Source organism: Roseixanthobacter pseudopolyaromaticivorans (assembly GCF_043195145.2).
Lineage (GTDB): Bacteria > Pseudomonadota > Alphaproteobacteria > Rhizobiales > Xanthobacteraceae > NCEH01.
In genome coordinates this window covers 1,476,818-1,493,600 of sequence record NZ_CM195539.1, presented here as the reverse complement: position 1 = coordinate 1,493,600, position 16,783 = coordinate 1,476,818, and the positions used below count along the sequence as shown (strand labels likewise).

At 67.1% G+C, this 16,783-nt stretch carries 18 protein-coding genes; 4 read left to right on the top strand and 14 right to left on the bottom strand.

The features are described 5' to 3' along the window. Positions 1-32: 32 nt before the first annotated feature. From V5F68_RS07205 to V5F68_RS07185, 5 genes are read right to left on the bottom strand one after another with little or no spacing between them, the layout of a single operon-like run. Positions 33-899 carry an ABC transporter permease gene (locus V5F68_RS07205; protein ID WP_394013965.1) on the bottom strand — a complete coding sequence of 289 codons (867 nt, stop codon included), beginning with the start codon at positions 897-899 and terminating at the stop codon, positions 33-35. Next, positions 896-1,666 carry an ABC transporter ATP-binding protein gene (locus V5F68_RS07200; protein ID WP_394013964.1) on the bottom strand — a complete coding sequence of 257 codons (771 nt, stop codon included), beginning with the start codon at positions 1,664-1,666 and terminating at the stop codon, positions 896-898. Before V5F68_RS07200 ends, V5F68_RS07205 begins: the two co-directional genes overlap by 4 nt. A gap of 13 nt (positions 1,667-1,679) precedes the next feature. Next, positions 1,680-2,465 (bottom strand): SDR family NAD(P)-dependent oxidoreductase, encoded by a 786-nt coding sequence (locus V5F68_RS07195; protein WP_394013963.1) that lies wholly within the window; start codon positions 2,463-2,465, stop codon positions 1,680-1,682. A gap of 9 nt (positions 2,466-2,474) precedes the next feature. Next, the gene (locus V5F68_RS07190) at positions 2,475-3,281 is read right to left on the bottom strand and encodes an SDR family NAD(P)-dependent oxidoreductase (RefSeq protein ID WP_394013962.1); all 807 of its coding nucleotides are present in this window, start codon (positions 3,279-3,281) and stop codon (positions 2,475-2,477) included. A gap of 4 nt (positions 3,282-3,285) precedes the next feature. Beyond that, positions 3,286-4,080, bottom strand: coding sequence for an SDR family NAD(P)-dependent oxidoreductase (locus V5F68_RS07185; protein ID WP_394013961.1), 795 nt, complete (start codon positions 4,078-4,080; stop codon positions 3,286-3,288). Positions 4,081-4,590: 510 nt separating this feature from the next. On the opposite strand from V5F68_RS07185, the gene V5F68_RS07180 reads away from it, so the two are divergent. Beyond that, positions 4,591-5,280 carry a GntR family transcriptional regulator gene (locus V5F68_RS07180; RefSeq protein WP_394013960.1) on the top strand — a complete coding sequence of 230 codons (690 nt, stop codon included), beginning with the start codon at positions 4,591-4,593 and terminating at the stop codon, positions 5,278-5,280. A 34-nt stretch (positions 5,281-5,314) separates the two neighbouring features. On the opposite strand, the gene V5F68_RS07175 is transcribed toward V5F68_RS07180, so the two are convergent. The 5 genes from V5F68_RS07175 to V5F68_RS07155 all read right to left on the bottom strand — a co-directional run bounded on the left by V5F68_RS07175 (position 5,315) and on the right by V5F68_RS07155 (position 9,874). Further along, positions 5,315-5,773 (bottom strand): DoxX family protein, encoded by a 459-nt coding sequence (locus V5F68_RS07175; RefSeq protein ID WP_394013959.1) that lies wholly within the window; start codon positions 5,771-5,773, stop codon positions 5,315-5,317. A gap of 50 nt (positions 5,774-5,823) precedes the next feature. Further along, complete coding sequence (locus tag V5F68_RS07170; RefSeq protein WP_394013958.1) at positions 5,824-7,821, bottom strand: amidohydrolase; 1,998 nt, start codon at positions 7,819-7,821, stop codon at positions 5,824-5,826. After that, a complete protein-coding gene (locus tag V5F68_RS07165; protein ID WP_394013957.1) occupies positions 7,818-8,093 on the bottom strand; it encodes a XapX domain-containing protein in 276 nt (91 codons plus the stop codon). The genes V5F68_RS07170 and V5F68_RS07165 overlap by 4 nt, the downstream gene beginning before the upstream one ends. A gap of 77 nt (positions 8,094-8,170) precedes the next feature. After that, on the bottom strand, positions 8,171-9,007 hold the full coding sequence (locus tag V5F68_RS07160; protein WP_394013956.1) for an alpha/beta fold hydrolase: 837 nt from the start codon (positions 9,005-9,007) through the stop codon (positions 8,171-8,173). A gap of 213 nt (positions 9,008-9,220) precedes the next feature. Next, positions 9,221-9,874, bottom strand: a complete 654-nt coding sequence (locus V5F68_RS07155) for a hydrolase (protein WP_394013955.1) — start codon at positions 9,872-9,874, stop codon at positions 9,221-9,223. A gap of 99 nt (positions 9,875-9,973) precedes the next feature. Here V5F68_RS07155 and V5F68_RS07150 point away from each other — a divergent pair, with 99 nt between their 5' ends. Beyond that, a complete protein-coding gene (locus V5F68_RS07150) occupies positions 9,974-10,339 on the top strand; it encodes a winged helix-turn-helix transcriptional regulator (protein ID WP_394013954.1) in 366 nt (121 codons plus the stop codon). A 127-nt stretch (positions 10,340-10,466) separates the two neighbouring features. Here the strand turns inward: V5F68_RS07150 and V5F68_RS07145 are convergent, their stop codons facing one another. The 4 genes from V5F68_RS07145 to V5F68_RS07130 are packed head-to-tail and all read right to left on the bottom strand — an operon-like array spanning position 10,467 to position 13,117. Further along, positions 10,467-11,708, bottom strand: a complete 1,242-nt coding sequence (locus V5F68_RS07145) for an MFS transporter (RefSeq protein WP_394013953.1) — start codon at positions 11,706-11,708, stop codon at positions 10,467-10,469. Further along, the gene (locus V5F68_RS07140; protein WP_394013952.1) at positions 11,705-12,034 is read right to left on the bottom strand and encodes a hypothetical protein; all 330 of its coding nucleotides are present in this window, start codon (positions 12,032-12,034) and stop codon (positions 11,705-11,707) included. Before V5F68_RS07140 ends, V5F68_RS07145 begins: the two co-directional genes overlap by 4 nt. Then, entirely contained in the window at positions 12,035-12,601 is a 567-nt protein-coding gene (locus V5F68_RS07135) for a cysteine hydrolase family protein (RefSeq protein WP_394013951.1), read from the bottom strand. Positions 12,602-12,637: 36 nt separating this feature from the next. Beyond that, positions 12,638-13,117, bottom strand: coding sequence for a MarR family winged helix-turn-helix transcriptional regulator (locus V5F68_RS07130; RefSeq protein ID WP_394013950.1), 480 nt, complete (start codon positions 13,115-13,117; stop codon positions 12,638-12,640). Between the two features lie 209 nt (positions 13,118-13,326). Between V5F68_RS07130 and V5F68_RS07125 the strand changes: the two genes are divergently transcribed. Together V5F68_RS07125 and V5F68_RS07120 are read left to right on the top strand one after the other, a co-directional pair. Beyond that, a complete protein-coding gene (locus V5F68_RS07125; RefSeq protein ID WP_394013949.1) occupies positions 13,327-15,246 on the top strand; it encodes a methyl-accepting chemotaxis protein in 1,920 nt (639 codons plus the stop codon). Then, positions 15,239-16,780, top strand: a complete 1,542-nt coding sequence (locus V5F68_RS07120) for a chemotaxis protein CheW (RefSeq protein WP_394013948.1) — start codon at positions 15,239-15,241, stop codon at positions 16,778-16,780. Before V5F68_RS07125 ends, V5F68_RS07120 begins: the two co-directional genes overlap by 8 nt. Positions 16,781-16,783: the final 3 nt, after the last annotated feature.

Below are 16,783 nucleotides of genomic sequence, written 5' to 3'. Positions count from 1 at the left end.
TTTCTTCTTTTCTTCCAACTGCGCCACACGGCTCAGCGGCTGATGACCTTCCAGCCGTCCAGCTTTGCCTGGACCGTGCCGACAATCTCGTTGAACACCACCGCGAGTCCGGCGATCGCAACCAGCGCGGCGAACACGCCGGCCGTGTCGAAATCGCTGCCGGCGCGCTGCACCAGATAGCCGAGGCCCCGGTTGGCCGCGATCATCTCACCGATGATGGTGCCGATCAGCGCGAACGGCACCGCCGTCTTCAAGCCCACGAAGATCCAGGCCAGCGACGAGGGCAGGATGACCTTCATCAGGATCTGCCGCTTGGAGGCCCGCATGAGGCGGGCGCCGTCGATCAGGTCCTGGTCCACCTCGCGCACGCCGGCATAGGTGTTCACGAACACCAGGAACACCACCAGGATCGCCGCAAGCGCCACCTTGGATTCGATGCCGAGGCCGAACCACAGGATGAACAGCGGCGCGAGCGCGACCTTCGGCACGGCGTTGAAAGCCCAGATATAGGGGTTCAGCAGGCGGCTGAGAAACGGCGACAGGCCGAGCCACACGCCGCCCGCGACGCCGGCCACGGCACCGATCGCGAAGCCGAGAACGGTCGCGTACACCGTCGCCCAGATATGGATGAAGATCGAGCCGTTCAGGGTCCAGGTCCAGAGCCTGCCGGCGATGGCGATGGGATTGCTGATGAGGAAATTGTCCACCAGCCGGCCGGAGGCGAGCTGCCACACGATGAGCAGCGCGACCCCAAGCAGGACCTGAAGCCAGACCATCCGGCCCGTGCCCATGTCCGCCAGCCGGCGCGGCTCGTTTGCGGCCTGCTTGCCGCCGGGGGCGGAGCGGGGAGTCTGCATGAGGCTGGTCTCCGGTTCTGCGGCCACCTTCGCCGGGGTCATAGGCGCACCTCGTCATATTGGGTGCGCAGGCGGTCCCACAGGGCGTTGTGAATGCGGTGGAACGGTTCGGTAAAGCGCACTTCGTGAACGTCGCGCGGGCGGGGCAAATCGATCTCCTGCTCCAGCACGATGCTGGCGGGGCGGCGGGTGAACACCACCACCCGGTCGGCCAGCGTGATCGCCTCCACCAGATCGTGCGTCACGAACAGGATGGTCTGCTGCTGCTCCTCCCACAGGCGCATCAGGAGCGCATGCATGGCGATGCGCAATTGCGCATCCAGCGCCGCGAACGGCTCGTCCAGCAGCAGGGCGTTCGGCTTGTAGATCAGCATGCGGGCGAGGCAGACGCGCTTGCGCATGCCGCCCGACAATTCGTGCGAATATTTCTGCTCGAACCCCGAGAGACCCACGAGGTCGATCAGCTTTGCGGCGGCGGCATAGCGTTCCGCCTGCGGCACCCCGGCGACCTCCAGGGGAAAGGCGACGTTGTCCAGCACCGTGCGCCACGGCAGCAGATTGTCCTTCTGCGTCATGTAGCCGACGTTGGTATTGACGTCGGTGACGCGGGCACCGTCATAGAACACCTGCCCCTCGCTCGGCGGATAGAGGCCGGCAATCATGTTCAGCAGCGTGGATTTCCCGCAGCCGGACGGGCCGATGAGCGCGACGATGGACTTCGGCGCAATCGAAAGGTTCACATCCTCCACGGCATGAAGCGCGCTCTCCTTCTTCTTGAACGTCTTGCTGATGTGCTGAAGCTCGATCATGCCTGTTTCCCGTTCAGAAGATCATGCGTTGCTGGCCGCCATCCACGTCGATATTGGCGCCCGTCACGAAACCGGCGCGGGCCGAGGCGAGGAACGCCACGGCGTCGGCCACCTGGTCGGGTGTGCACCAGCGGCCGAGGGGCGGTGCGGTGCCCCACCCGCTCTCCTGCTGGCCGAGGCCGCGCCCGAGATAGGGTTCGGTACCGATGCTCCTGCCCTGGGGGCCGGGCGCCGCGGCGCCGACACACACCGCATTGACCGTTATGCCCTTGGGTCCGAAATGGTCGGACACCGACTTTACGAAAGCATGCTGCGCGGCGCCAAGCACGGCCGCCGCCAGAAAATCGCTGCTGGGAATCTTGCCCGCCGCGTTGACGAGCACGATGATCCGCCCGCCGCCATCCTTGGGCATATGGGCGGCGCCCGCCTGCACGAAGGCCCAGAGCGCCACCAGCCCGTCCCGCAGATACTGCGCGAGGCGCTCCGCCGGCACCGTGTCCAGCGTTCCTTCCAGCGGCGCGCAGACATCCGCCACCAGAATGTCCGGCGCCCCGAACGTGACCACAGCGGCGCGCACCATCTGCGCCATGCCTGCCGCCGGATCGCCTTCAGGCATGGGGATCGCCCGGGCTTCCCCGTGGGCCCCCAGCGCCGCAATCGCGGCCCAGAGCGCGCGGGCGTCCTGCCCGCCGATGGCGACGCGCGCGCCCTCCTGGAGGAGCCGCGCGGCCACCGCCGACCCGAACGGGGAACAGCCGTTGGAGACGATAGCGGTCTTTCCCGACAAGCTCAGATCCATGGCGCCCGCCTATCCGAACACGTGGCGGTGATACCCGCCGTCGATCGACACCGAGCTGCCGCTGACATGGTCCGCCCGATCCGAAACCAGGAAGGCCACGAGGTCCGCCACCTCCTCGGCCGTGCCGAGGCGCCCGAGCACATTGGCCCGAGTGAAACCGGACGCCGCGCTCGCGCGGTCGAGGTTTCGGTCCGCCATTTCCTTGGCGATGACGCCCGCGAGAATATCGGTCTCGATATATTGCGGGCACACCGTGTTGATGCGGATGTTCTCCCGCGCCAGCGCGTCCGCCAATGCTTTCGACATGGCCTGGGCCGCCGCGTTCGCGATGCCCGATGGCAGCCGGTCGGGATGGGGATGACGCGTTGCCTGGCCGATGATGTTCACCACCCGGCCATCGCCGCGCGCCCGCATGCCGGGCAGCACCGCCCGGATCATGCCCAGAAAGCCGAACAGCTTGTCGTCGAGCTGGCCCTGGAGCTGCGCGTCGGTCATGTCGTCCACGGTGGCCCGCACGTGGGTGCCCGCATTGTTGACGAGGATGTCCACACGCCCGAACCGCTCCAGGGTCGCCTCAACCAGCCGGTCGCGATCGGCGGACACCGAAGTATCCGCCGCCACCGCGAGCACGGCTTCCTCCACCGCATCCCCGCAAGAAGCGCGCAGCCGTTCGGCCGCCGCTTCCAGCCGGGCGGGATCGCGCCCACAGATCGCCACGCGCGCCCCCTCCGCGAGCAGGCGGGCGGCAATGGCGAAGCCGATCCCCCGCGAGCCCCCGGTGACGATCGCCGTGCGTCCTGTCAGCGCGAGGTCCATGGGCTCACCAAAGCCCCTTGAGACGGCCGCCGTCCGTGTTCAGCGACACGCCGGTGATGTAGCTGGCGCGCTCCGAGCACAGGAAGGCGATGGCGTTCGCCAGTTCTTCCGGCCGGCCGAAGCGGCCGAGCGCGTTCTTCTTGGCGGCGAGCTTGCGCGCTTCTTCGGTGGACTGGACGCCGAGGTCCTTCTTCAGGCCCTCCTCGTTGCGCCGCCACAGATCGGTGGCCACCCAGCCGGGGCAGATGGCGTTCACCAGCACATTGTCCGGCCCGAATTCGGTGGAGAGCGACTTGGTCATGTTAAGCAGAGCGCTGTTGGTAATCGCCGAGCCGAACATGTAGGGGTCCGGCTCCTTGCCGGCGCCGCCGATGAGGCTGACGATGCGGCCCCACTTCTTCTCCCGCATGATGGGCGCCACCGCGCGGATCGCCCGCATCCAGCCGAACAGCTTGGTGTTGAGCTGGTTTTGCAGGCCCTCGTCGGTCATCTCCTTGAACCGGCCGGAATACATCTCGCCGGCGCAGTTCACGAGAATATCGACGGTGCCATAAGCGGCGACCGTTTCCTTCACGAGGCGCTCGACATCGGCCTGCTGGCGGGAATCCGCCTGGGTGGCGCGGATTTCGCCGCCGGTCTTCTGCGCGAGTTCAGCGGCGGTCGCCGCCGCCTGATCGCCATGACGCGAGGAGATCATGACCTTGACCCCCGCTTCCAGGAATTCGCGCGCAGCCTCGCGGCCGATGCCTCGGCTGCCGCCGCTCACGATGGCCACCCGCCCTTTGATCCCAAGATCCATGTGTGTCGTCCTTTGAGGTGAAAATCCAGCGGCCGGCGGCCGCGTGCTTCTGCCGGCCGCCCGCGGCGGGCCGGAATGATCGGGGCATGCGGCAGCGCTCCCTGCGGCGCCGAGCCCGAGACGAATGCGCGAGGAAAGGCGCAGGGCCGCCCTGCCGGGCCAAATCGGCGCCGGCCGGGAACTCCATGCCGTTCAGGGATTGCGTGCGACGCACCGCGGCGGCCGGCGGCTCCGCTGGAGAAGAGCCGGCACTGACGCGGGCGTACTACGCCTCAGATGGGTGTGGAACCATGGGACACCTCGCTTGTCCGCTGGATGGGCCCGCGCGACGTGTCGCGGCGAGACCTGTCAGGACTGGCCCTTGCGGGCGGCGTTTCTCTCCGGGGCTGCTGACCCCACCCGGCTTTATGTTTGATTTCGTTTCAGCCAGGATTGTAGGATAATCTTGTTGGATAGATATCCTGTCAAGGCCTCTTGTGCTAATCCGGTCGAAGCGGTGAGAGGGTGGCGATGGAGCTGAATGGAGAGGGCCTCGATGCCCGGCACGGACAGACCGTGGAACACACGGTCCAGCGGCTGCGCGATGCGATCTTCGCGGGCCGGCTCGTTCCCGGCCAGCGGCTGATTGCCGGCGATCTGACGGCGGAAATCGGCATCAGCCGCGGAACGGTGCGCGAAGCGTTTCGCCGCCTGGAGGCTGACGGCCTGCTGGAAATCATCCCCAATCGCGGCGCTGTGGTGCGCCGGCTCTCACGCGAGCAAGTGCGCGAGTTGTTCCAGATCCGCGAAAATCTCGAAAGCCTCGCCGCCCGCCTTGCCGCCGAGCATATCGGCATCGACGCGAACCGTGATTATTTCATCAATGTCTGGAATACGGTGCGCCCGTCTGGCGAGATGCTGAAGACGCACCTCTTCATGGAGCACAACCGGCTGTTCCACCGCAGCATCGTCAAGATCAGCGGCAACACCATGCTGTCCGATCTCATCGAAACCTTGCACCTGCCGGTGGTGATGTTCCAGGTGGGACAGGTGATGCAGCCGGAGAATATGGAAAGCTCGCACCAGGACCACGTGCGGGTCGCGCAGGCGATCCTCGATGCGGACCCCGCCAGCGCGGAGCACGAGATGCGCCTGCACCTCAAGCGCTCCGGCGAATGGGTGCTGCGCCTGCCGAGCTTCGCCTTCAAGGGCGACCGCTGATCCCGCGCTCTCCCGCGCGACCAATTCGGCGCGCCTATCGTCCGCCCGCCTCGCGCCCGTCGGCCGGAGGCCGTGCGGCGAGGATCGCCACCGCCGCGAGCCCGCCGATGATCGAAATATGCTCAATGAAGATGTTGCGGTTAAGCACCTGCTCCGCCACCGGCTTGAGCCAGAAGGCGTGGGCGCTCAGGGTCGCGACGGCCGTGAAGGCAGCGAGCAGCGCGGCGCCGATCCAGGTGAGCCGCGCACCCGCGATGAGCAATGCCGAGCCGCCGAGCTGGGTCGCGATCACCAGCGCCGCGAAAAGCGCCGCCGGCTCCAGCCCCGTGAGCCCGCGCACCTCGCCGATCGCCCCGTTAAAATCGGCGAGCTTGGCAAAGCCGCTGAAAAGGAACGGCGCCGCCACCGCGATGCGCGCCAGAAGCGCCATCGCGGGGGATCGCAGGATGGCGTCGGCGCACGCCTGAACGCCGCCGAGGATGCTTGTCGCCATGGCCTTCGCCTCATTTTGCCGCCGGTTCGCGAACCGCGCGGCGCCCGGTTTCAGAACGCCCAGCAGGAACAGCCGAGCGCACCCCAGAAGGCCCCTTCGTCGCGTGCCGGCGCGGCTGAGGAGAGTGCCTTGGCATGGGCGTGCCCATGCACGCCGCAGGCGCTGGCGCAGCCGCAGCCGGTGAAGGCATAGCGGCGGTCTTCCGCCTGCGCCCGCTTCTGATAGCCGCCGAAGGTGCGCACCGGCGACCAGTCCGGCATGGCAGGCGGCAACGGCGGGGCAAGCCCGGCGTAATCGCCCACGCCATGCACCGGCTTGCCTCCCAGCAAGGTGAGCACGCTCTCGATGTCCTGGATCTGGTCCTCGGGCACGGAGAAATAATCGCGGTCCAGCACGATCAGATCAGCCAATTGCCCGGCCTTGATCTGCCCCTTCTTGCCGACTTCGGTGGAGAACCAGGTGTTGGCCTCGGTCCACAGACGCAGCGCGTCTTCCCGGTTCAGCAGGTTCTGCTGGGGATAGAGCTTCAGGCCGCCGAGCGTCTGTCCGGTCACCAGCCAGGACAGCGAGACCCAGGGATTATAGCTCGCGACGCGGGTCGCATCCGTCCCGGCGCCGACCGGAACGCCGGCCTCCAGCATGCGCTTGATGGGCGGGGTCCGCTCGGCCGCCTTGGCACCGTAGCGCTCCACGAAATCCTCGCCCTGGAACATCATACGGTGCTGAACCGCGATGCCCCCGCCGAGCGCGGCGATGCGGTCGATGTTGCGGTCGGAAATGGTCTCGCAATGGTCGAAGAACCAGTTGAGGCCCTTAAGCGGCACGTCGCGGTTTACCTTCTCGAACACGTCGAGGGCGCGGGTGATGGTTTCGTTATAGGTGGCGTGCAGGCGCCAGGGCCAGCGGTTCTGCGCCAGCAGGCGCACCACGGGTTCGAGATCGCCTTCCATGGAGGGCGGCATGTCCGGCCGCTCGAAGCTGAAATCCTCGAAATCCGCCGCCGAATAAACCAGCATCTCGCCGGCGCCGTTGTGGCGATAGAGGTCGTCGCCCTGCCCCGGCTTCACCTGCTTCGACCAGCTCTCGAAATCCGCCAATTCCTGCTTCGGCTTCTGGGTGAAGAGGTTGTAGGCGATGCGCACCGTCAGCTCGCCGTCCGTGTGCAGCTTCTCGATGATCGAATAATCTTCGGGATAGTTCTGGAACCCGCCGCCGGCGTCGATGATCGTGGTGACGCCCAGCCGGTTCATTTCGCGCATGAAATGACGGGTGGAATTGATCTGGTATTCCGGCGGCAGCTTCGGTCCCTTGGCGAGGGTCGCATAGAGGATCGTCGCATTGGGCCGCGCCAGCAGCAGGCCGGTGGGATTGCCGTTCGGATCGCGCTGGATCTCGCCGCCGGGCGGGTTCGGCGTGTCCTTGGTATAGCCTGCCGCGCGCAGGGCCGCTCCGTTCAGCAGCGCCCGGTCGTACAGATGGAGGATGAACACGGGAGTGTCGGGCGCGGCGAGATTGATCTCCTCCAGCGTCGGCAGGCGCTTTTCCGCGAACTGGTGCGCGGTGAAGCCGCCGACCACCCGGACCCATTGAGGCGCGGGCGTTTTCGCCACCTGCTGCATCAGCATTTCCATCGCCTGCGCGAGCGAGCGCACACCATCCCAGCGCAGTTCCAGATTGTAGTTCAACCCGCCGCGGATGATGTGCATGTGGCTGTCGATGAGGCCGGGCACGGCGCGCCGTCCGCCAAGGTCGATCACCTGCGTCTGCGGGCCGGCCAGCGCGCGCATCTCCGCCTCGGTTCCGGCGCCGATGAACACCCCGCCTGCGATGGCCACCGCCTCGGGCGCGGGATTGGAGCGGTCCAGCGTGGTGAAGCGGCCGTTGACGAGGATCAGCTCGGCATGGGTCTTTTCGGCGGGCGTCGGTCCGGCGGTCATGGGGGAAGCCTTCGGCTGATCTGAATTCTGGGCGTTGGCGGGGCCGCCGAGGAGGGAGGCAGCGCCCATGGCTGCGGCGCCGGTGGTGAGGGTACGGCGGGACAGGCTCATGACGGGTTCCTCGTTTCGGAGGGCGGAACGGATGTGGAAGATTTGCGGGGCGCCCCGAGGATCGGCGGGGCGCATTCGCTCATGAACCAGGACAGCGTCACCGGCTGGCCACTGAGCGCCCGCTTCGCCACCGGCACCGCCTGCTCGCCGATCAATATGCCGAGCAGCCCCATCAGGGCCACGACCGGCGGCGCTGGGGATTTCACATCCAGCAGCGCGTAGATGATGCCGACGAGAATTCCGACGGCCAGCGAGGTCACATAGAGCTTCATCGAACCCTCCGGTGGGTTTCAGCCGGCGTGCGGCCGGCGGGAACGCCGCCGGCCGCCAGGAGCAAGTGCCCCGAGGATCATGCCTTGATGAAGGCGAGCAGATCCGGATTGATCACCTCGGCATGGGTGGTGAGCATGCCGTGGGGATAGCCCTCATAGGTCTTGAGCGTGCCGTTCTTCAGCAGCTTGCTGGACAGGAGCGCGGAATCGGCAATGGGCACGATCTGGTCGTCGGTGCCGTGCAGCACCAGAGTCGGGACGCTGATGGCCTTCAGGTCCTCGGTCTGGTCGGTTTCGGAGAACGCTTTGATGCCCTCGTAATGGGCCTTGGCGGAGCCGATCATGCCCTGGCGCCACCAATTGGTGATGACCCCCTGGGAGACGGTCGCGCCAGGCCGGTTGAAGCCATAGAAGGGACCGGTGGGCAGATCCAGGAAGAACTGTGCCCGGTTGGCGGCGAGCGCGGCGCGCAGGCCGTCGAACACCTCGATCGGCAGGCCGCCGGGATTGGCCTCCGTCTTCAGCATGAGCGGCGGCACCGCGCTGACCAGCACCGCCTTGGCGACGCGGCCGGCCGGCTCACCGTGCTTGGCGACATAGCGGGCAACTTCGCCGCCGCCGGTGGAATGGCCGATATGGACCGCGTTCTTCAGGTCGAGATGCTCGGCGACGGCGAAGGCGTCGGCGGCATAATGATCCATGTCGTGGCCTTCGCTCACCTGGGCCGAGCGGCCGTGGCCGCGCCGGTCGTGGGCGATCACGCGGAAGCCCTGGTTCACGAAGAACAGCATCTGCGCGTCCCAATCGTCGGACGAAAGGGGCCAGCCGTGGTGGAACATGATCGGCTGGGCGCTCTTGGGACCCCAATCCTTGAAGAAGATATCAACGCCGTCCTTGGTGGTGACGAAGCCCATGGTATCGGTCCTTTCAGCTTTGGACTGGAAACGGGAGTGCCCCCGGCGATGGCGCGGCGGCGAACGGAGCCGACAGCACCGCGAAGGCGGCAGCGCCGGCACCGAACGTTAAGTGATCCCGACGGCCCGGATTATCGGGTTGGCACTGTGAGTGTGTGATCATCCTGTGACGCCCCCATGTCGTGATGTCCGCTCAACGGGTCTTCGGAGGCGTCAGTGCGCCTCGGAGGCGCCGAACATGCTCTTGGCGTAGATGATGCCGAGACCATAGCTGCCGCCATGCACTTTCGCGATGCCGGTGGTCAGCTCATAGGTTTCGCCGCGCGCCCAATCGCGCTGGAGTTCCAGCAGATATTGCAATGACGTCATGGGCCGGGCGCCGGCCTGGATCATGCGCTGCAGGGCGCGCTCGTGCGCCTCGTCCGAAACGTCGCCGCAGGCGTCCGCGATCACATAGACCTCGAACCCCTGGTCGATGGCCGACAAGGCCGGCCCGACGATGCACACCGAGGTCCACAGCCCGCCGAGCACGATCCGCCCCTTGCCAGCGGCATTCACGGCGGCGGTGATGTTCTTGTCTTCCCAGCTGTTCATGCTGGTGCGGTCGATCGGCACGGCGTTGGGAAAGGCCGCCTTGATCTCGTCGAACATCGGCCCGGAGAAGGTTTTCTCCGCGACCGTGGTCAGGATGGTGGAGACGTTGAATCCTGCGGCCGCCGCTGCCACCATGGCGGCATTGTTGCGCAGCAGGACCGCATCGATGGACTTGGTGGCGAACGCCATCTGGGATTGATGGTCGATGAGAATCAAGGTGTGGTCATCGGGCGAAAGCAGTCCCTTGCCCGGAATGGGGGATGCTTGAAGCATGCGGCCACCTTTTGGTTACACCGGAACTTGGCGATCCAAATTCCGCACCCTATGCGCCACAAATCGGTTTGGAAAAAAAGTAGTAACCGGGAAGATACTATGGATGCAAAGGTCCCTGGCAAGGGCGAAACACTTGACGATCCGGCGGGATGCCAGCTCGATCATCTGTTAAAATTCCTGGCGCAGGAGTGGATGAGCCATATTGTTTGGGCGCTCGGCCGCAATACAACCATCCGCTTCGGCGCGCTGCGCCGCGCCTTGCCGGGTCCCATCTCCGCCCGCGTCCTCTCAGGCCGGCTCAAGGATCTGGAAGCGAACGGATTCGTCGTTCGCAGGGACATCGGCGCGCTGCCCCTGCACGTCGAATACAGCCTCACGGAACAGGGCCGACGGCTCGATGCCCTGCTCAGCCGCAGCGAGAGCCCGGCTCAGCATCTCAATTTGATCCAGATCAAAAATTCGTGAGAAACACCGCCCGGCGGGCGCTGCGGCGCTCGACGAGCGGCAGCCCGGCGGAAGCGAAAGGAAGAGCGGACCCCTTCACGCGCCGCAATGGGCCGGTTCGGTCCCGTAGACGACCCGTTTGTCGCCTTCAAAGTGCGGGATTGCTTTCGGCAGTCCGGCGGGAGGATCGGATCAGGAAGACAGCGGCCACCGCAGCCGCTGCGAAGCCGGAGGCCGCGCCCATGCCCATGGACCAGCGCGGGCCGAAGGTGTCCGCCACCCAGCCGACCAAGGGCGCGCCGAGCGGCGTACAGCCCAAGGCGATGGCGATGCGCAGGGCCATGACCCGCCCGCGCATGGAAGGCTCTGTCGTCAGCTGCATCAGGCCGTTGGTCGCGTTGGCGAAAGTCAGGAGCGCCGCGCCGGCCAGCGGCAAAGCGGCGGCAAACAGCCAATAGCCCGGCGCCATGGCCGCGAGCGCGCAGCCGAGGCCGAACACGGCGGCCCCGCCGAGCAGCGTGCGGAACCCGATCTCGCGGCGCGCCGCCGCCACGAGCGCGCCTGTCAACGCGCCCACGGCCATGATCGAGGACAGGAGCCCGAAGCCGCGCGCGTCCACGTGGAAGACCATCACCGCCATGGTCGAGGTGAAGATCGGGAAGTTCATGCCGAAGGTTCCGATCAGGAACAGCATCAGCAGGATCATCCGCAGATCCGGCCGGCCGCGCACATAGCGGATTCCTTCCACGAAGCTGCCCTTGGCGCGCCGGGCCCTGGCGTTGGGCCGCAACTCGTGCACGCGCAGCAGGAGCAGCGAGGCCAGCACCGCCCCGAACGAGACCCCGTCGATCACGAACGCCCAGCCGGTGCCGATCCCCGCGATCGTCAGGCCGGCGATCGCAGGGCCGAACATCTGCGCGCTGGTGAACAAGGTCGAATTGAGCGCGACCGCGTTCGGAAGATCCGCATCGCCGACCAGTTCCGCCACGAATGTCTGGCGCACCGGCGCATCGAACGCCGCCGCGCAGCCGGAGAGGAAAGCGAAGACATAGACATGCCAGAGCGCGACGGCGCCCGAGAGGGTCAGCATTCCAAGCCCGAGGCCCAGCACGCCCATGCTCGCCTGGGTCGCCATCAGCAGCCGGCGCTGGTTGAAATGGTCGGCAGCGGAGCCCGTCCAAGGCAGAAGCAGAAGTTGCGGACCGAACTGGAGCGCCATGACGAGGCCGACCGCCGCAGCGCTATGCGCCGTGAGATAGGTCAGCACGAGCCAGTCCTGCGCCGTGCGCTGCATCGCTGTGCCGATGTTGGACAGCAGCGCGCCCGCGGCCCAGAGCCGGTAGTTATGGTTCCGGAGCGACCGGAATGGGCCGCTGCCCGGTATCCTCAAGGCCGCTCCTGCACATTGCCGCCGTGGAAGCGGCCGAAGTGCCGCGCGGCAAACACGGAGATCAAGAAGGCCCCGGCGGCAGATGTGATGATGTCGGCAATGTCGCTGGGTTCGAATGCCCCCACATGGCAGAGAAGCGCGTAGGCCAGAGCGAGATTGAAGAAGCCCCACAGGACATTGACGGTCGAGGATGACAATCCCTGTCCCGGCGGCTTGGCAAAGGGCGTCTGGAACGGGCGGCCCATCATGCCGGCGACGAGATGGGGAACCGCATTCGCCAGGAATACACCGCCGAAAAAGAGGGAGAGGAAATGGGGCCAGGCCATTCAGGCGCTCCGTTTGGCGAGCAGGTCGATGATGTCCTGGCTGGTCCCGGTCTCGCCCAGCCGCGGGAAGACGTGCCGCAGGCTGAAGTCGTGGGCCTCGGGGCGCGCGTCGGTCATGGCGTCGACGGCGAGGGTGACGTTGAAGCCGGCCTCATAGGCTTGGCGTGCGGTTGATTCCACGCCAGTACCCGTGGCAACGCCCGCGATCACAACCTGCGTGACGCCGAGCGCCCGCAGCCGCGCTTCGAGGTCGGTACGGGCGAAGGCGCCCCAGGTCTGCTTGGTGACGACGATGTCGTCCGGCTGCTGGCCGAGCTCGGGCAGGAATTCGGTGAAGCCCGGCGGCAGCACCTCCGGCAGGCGTCGCGCCTGTTCCGTGCGGCCCGGCGCGACGCCCGACACATTGATGAGAACGACGGGCAGCCGGTGATGCCGGAACACGTCGATCAGCGCCCCTGCCCGCTCCGCCACGTCGTGCATGGGGGGAAGGAAGGCGTTGCCGAGGAGGCCTTTTTGAAGATCGACCACGAGCACGGCGGTGTTCGGGTCGAGCGTAGTCAGTGCCATGGATCATGCCTTTCGGGTGGGCCGGCGCGAACACCGTCAGTCGTCGATGAGCCGCTTGACCAGCGTGATGGCGGCGGCGAGGTCGTCCTGCTCCTGCGGCGTCAGGCGCGCCGCGATGGTGCGCGACAGCCAATCCTGGCGCGCCGCGCGCCCGTCGCGGATCCGCGTGCGGCACTCGTCGGTCAGCGACAGGAGAGTCTGGCGCCCGTCATTCGGGTCCCGTGCGCCGCACACCAGCCCTGCGGTCTCCAGCGCCGCGACCACCGCCGCCATGGACTGCGGACGCATGCCTTCCGACCGCGCCAGGCTCGATGTCGTGGCGGCGCCGTCCGCTTCGAGGCGCAGAATCACCGACACCTGCGAGGGCGTCAGATCTCCCATATCCGCCTGCGCCCGCAGGCGCCGCTTCAGCTTGCCGAAGGTGGCCCGCAGTTCGGTCGCAAGCGCGGCGGCGCGGACGGGGCCTTGATCGTGTGGAGCTTCCATGCGTTCGAGCATGCCATATGTACAGGTCATCTGTAAAGTTTAGCTGTACAGTTAAGCTGTATAATTATCCAAGGCACCGCCTGCGAGAGGCGGCCGTGCTTCCGGGTTCGAGGCGCCAGCGTGGCGCGGGAGAACGCGCGATGCCTTTCGCCCAAACGGCCGTGACCTTTGTGCGCAATGATCTTCCCGTGCTAAACAAGGCACTTAGCTTCAAGGTTCTTTTCTAGAGCGAGCGCAGCATGGCCCTGGTGAAAAGCTCAAAAATCGCCACGCGGGCGCGAAACGTTCAACCGGAAACAACGACACCTCCCTCTTCCGCTGCCGCGCAACGGCGCAAAAGTCCCGCGCAATCCACCCACGACAAGCTTTCCGAGCGTCTCGCGGCGGCAACGGAAGAACTCGCCAGCGGGCTTGGAGAAGCATCCGCGGCGGCGGAAGAGCTGCGCAGAGCCATGGAGCAGACCGCGAGCGGCGCCGAAGAGGCAGCCGGCGCATCGCAGGAACAGCTCGCGGCCATTCTTCAGATGTCGCGCAGCTTCGGCATGGCGCGCGCCCATGCGGAATCGTCCCGGCGCAAGACGGAGACCGTGCAGGAGGCGCTGTCCGAGGCCACGGTCCAGATCACGACCGTCGCACAGGCCATCGACCGCAACGCCGAACGCCAAGGTGCCTCGGTCGCCGTGATCTCGGCGCTGGAGCAGCGCGCGCAGGCCATGGGCGTGATCAGCCAAACCGTCAGCGGTCTTTCCGACCAGACCAACATGCTGGCCTTGAACGCCGCCATCGAGGCGGCGCGCGCGGGCGACCATGGACGCGGCTTCGCCGTCGTCGCCGAGGAGGTCCGCGCGCTGGCGGAGCAGTCGGATCTGAGCGCGCAAGAGGTGCGAAAGCTGGCCGGGCAGATCAGCATTGACGTGCGGAGCGTCGCCGCCTCCGTCCAGGCGTCGGCGCAGACGGCGGCTGAGGAAGCCAAAGCGGGCCTTTTGGTCGTCGAGACCCTCGACGCCGTCCGCCAGGACATGAACCGGCTGGCCCAGGGCAGCGAAGAGACGCTGACCGCGGCCATGGAGGCCGAGCGGTCCGCGATCGAGGCGCAGCGGGGGGCCGAACAGGTCGCATCGGCGGCCGAGCAGCAGTCCGCCGCCGCCGCAGAGGCCCAGCAAGCGGTCCTCCAGCAGGCGCAAGCGCTCGACCAGGGGCAGGCCGCCGCGCAAATGCTCGCCACCTTGACCGACGCTGTGCGCTCGGGACGCGCGGACGATGCGGCGGCCGAGCAGATCGGCGCGACGGCGGAAGAGCTTTCGGCCACGATCCAGGAGCTCTCCAGCGCAGCCAGCCAGATCATGGTCGCGGTGGAGCAGATCAGCCGCGGCTCGCAGCAGCAGGCCGCCGCCACGCAGCAGACCTCCGCCGCGCTGGAGCAGATCGTCAACAGCGCGAGGCTCGCCCAACAGAACGCCATCATCGCCGGCGACCGCATGCAGCTCATGACGGCGGCCTTGCAGGACAGCCGCACCTCCATCGAAAGCCTTTCGCACGGAATGACCACCGCGCTGGAAACCGCGCGCGATAATCTGGCCGCCATCCTGCGCATCGAGGCTTTGGGCCGCACGATCGAAAAGACCGTCGATGCCATCACGCTGATCGCCGTCCAAACCACGATGCTGGCCGTAAGCGGCGCCGTGGAAGCGGCACGCGCCGGGGAATTCGGGCGGGGCTTCGCGGTGGTTTCCAAGGACATCCGCGCCCTGGCGCAGGAAGCCTCGGAGAGCATGGGGAACGTCAAGGACACGGTCCGGGACATTCTCGATCAGGTGAATGCGCTGAAGCGCGACCTTGAGCGGTTCCTCACATCCGCCGAGGCGCAGTTGCAGAACAACACCGCGATCTTCGCCGTCCTGCAGAAGCTGGACGGGGATATCGCCGCTCTCCGCGCCGCCGGCCTGCAGATCCAGCAGGGCGCCGGCGATATTCTTTCCGCCGTGGAGCAGACTGCGGCGGGCGCGCGGGAAATCTCCGCCGCCGCCGAAGAGGCGGGCTCCGCGTCCCGCCAGGCGGCCATCGCCGCAACCGAACAGGCCAAGGGCGCAGAAGATCTCGCGGCAGCGATTGAGGAAATCGCCTCGCTCGCCGATGAGCTGAAGACGCAGAATGGCTGATCCCAGCCCGCACGCCTCCGCGCCGGTGGGCGACCGGCGCCGCTTCCTGACGTTCCGGTCGGATGCGGACCTCTATGCTTTGCCTGTGGAGATGGTCAGCGAGATCATCTCCGTCCCGCACCTGGCCCGCGTGCCGATGGCGCCGAAGAGCCTGCTCGGCATCGGCAACCTGCGCGGCGCCGCATTGCCGGTCGCAAGCCTGCGCGGGCTGCTGGAGCGCGAGGTGGGCAATGCCCCGCCCTCCAGCGTCGCGATCGTGCTGCAAGGGGCGGCCCCCGTCGCCCTCACGGTGGACAAGGTCGAGGCCCTCGTCTCGGTGGAGGCGGCGGGCATCGAAACCTGGCAGGCGGAACTCGCCGCCGGTCCGGGAGAGCGTCTGCACGGCACCTTTGCCTATGCCCCGGGCGGCGCGGGGGCCGTTGCCAAGATCCTCGACATCGCCGGATTGATCGGCAGCAGCTTCGTGCAAAGGGCTTCCCATCGCGGTCCGGCCCGTGCGGGATCGCGGGCCGAGCCCGACCTCCAGCGTGCCTGGGACGGCGGGGAAGGCACGGCCCATCGCGGGCGGATGGTGACGTTCGAGGTGGCGGGGCAGGAATATGCCCTGGCGCTGGAGGATGCGCGCGAGATCGTGCCCGTGCCGAAGCGCTTCGCCCTCGTGCCCAGAGCCGAAGCCCTGGTGCTCGGCATGATGTCCTATCGCGACACCCTGCTGCCCCTGTTCTCGCTCCGCGGCCTGCTTGGCCTGCCGGATGGCGCACCGGACGGCCGCGAGAAAGTTGTCGTGACCACCGTCCATGGCGCGCTGGTCGGGCTGATGGTGGACCATATGCGATCCGTCCTGTCGGTCGATCCGGAGCTGATGGAAGACGTCCCCTCCGTGCTCGCGGCCCGCACTGGAGGCGAGGCGCGGATCAGGTCCATCTACCGCGCGGAAAAGGGGCGCAGGTTGATCTCGGTGCTTGCGCCCGAGCAGTTGTTCAAGGAGGACATCATGCAGCGTCTGGCGGCGGGATATGCCGCGTCAGCGGCTGGCGCCGAGGCCGGGGCCGAGGAGGAAAAGGCGCTGCATTATCTGGTCTTCCGGCTGGGGGAGAATGAATTCGGCCTGCCCGTCGAGGCCGTCGACGAGGTGGCGGCGGTGCCGGCGCGCCTGACGCGCGTGCCCAAGACGCCGGCCTTCCTGGAGGGGGTGGTGAACCTGCGCGGCGAGGTTCTGCCGGTGGTGGATCAGCGCCGCCGCTTCGGCATGCCGCCGCTGGAGAGCGACGCGCCGCGCCGGCTCGTGGTCACCCGCACCGCGCGCCACCGCGCCGGCATCATCGTCGATGCGGTTTCTCACGTGCTGCGCACCTCGCACGACCTGATCGAACCGGCACCGGACCTCGCGGGGGAGGACACCCGGCTGGTCCACGGCGTCGTCAACCTGCCGGAAGAAGGGCGCATGGTGCTGCTGCTTGATCCGCAGGAGCTTCTGACGCGCGCCGAACAGGGCCTGTTGGATGCATTCGCCCGCCGGCAAGGGGCCCGTTGATTT